General features: G+C 56.2%; 1 pseudogene. It reads left to right on the forward strand.

Annotated elements, in window-relative coordinates:
• Window positions 1-868: pseudogene (locus ACP5J3_RS14930) on the forward strand (hypothetical protein); the annotation flags it as partial.

An 868-nucleotide genomic window follows, 5' to 3' on the forward strand; every position in this document is an offset into this window, starting at 1 on the left:
TTCTGGACTACCTGGAGCTGGAGAGAGGGTACAGAAAAGCGAAACAATTGGTGGTAGACTATCTGGTGCAGAACTACAAAGGAGGGAAGGCCAGCTACTTCCGCGTGTGGCACGAGGTTAAGGACTTCGTCAAGCGGATTGGGCTACCCTCCAACTACCAGCAACAGGCCGTTAAGGATGCAGTTGAGGCGTACAACTCGTGGGCTGAAGCTGGCGGGAGGCCGCCGGAAATCAGAAAGGTATCCCCCTACGCAACACCGAATGTCTGGCGCTTTGACTCCCCCACGTCTCTGTCAATACGCCTCATGTCTGGGAGGCATGTGGTAGAGCTGTGGCCTCACAAGAGGTTCTGGCTCTACGAGTGGCTGGTCAGAACGGGGAGGGCTAGGCGTGCCAACACGATTAGGCTCAAGCGCGTTAGAGACAAGGTATACGCCGTGTTCACCTACGAGATAGAACCCGAGGCTCCTAAAGAGCCTGTAGCTGTTACAGCCTTTGATGTGAACGAAAACACAGTAGTTGCGGCCCGTGTTGACCTGAAGGCCTCAGCCGATATGGTTGCGCAGTGGAACCGGCGGTGGATACAGCCCTCCATATCCATCCGCGTCTTCAGAACCGACTTCGGCAGGCTGGCGAAGAGATACGACGCCATTAGAAGGAGGTGGGCGGAGGAGCTAAGTGTAGAGGTAAACGGGAAGAAGCTCTCTGGCGCTCACACGAGGGAGTACAGGAGACGCGTCAAGAGGCTGAGGGAGGGAAAGAGGAAGCGGGATAGGGTCAACAAGGTGGCTCACGAGCTGACCGGAGAGGCGGCAATTTTGGTAACGGAAAACGTGGGCAAGAAGCCGCAGGAGGAGATGGTTGTGGA

It is taken from the genome of Pyrobaculum sp., assembly GCF_049971835.1.
Lineage (GTDB): Archaea > Thermoproteota > Thermoprotei > Thermoproteales > Thermoproteaceae > Pyrobaculum.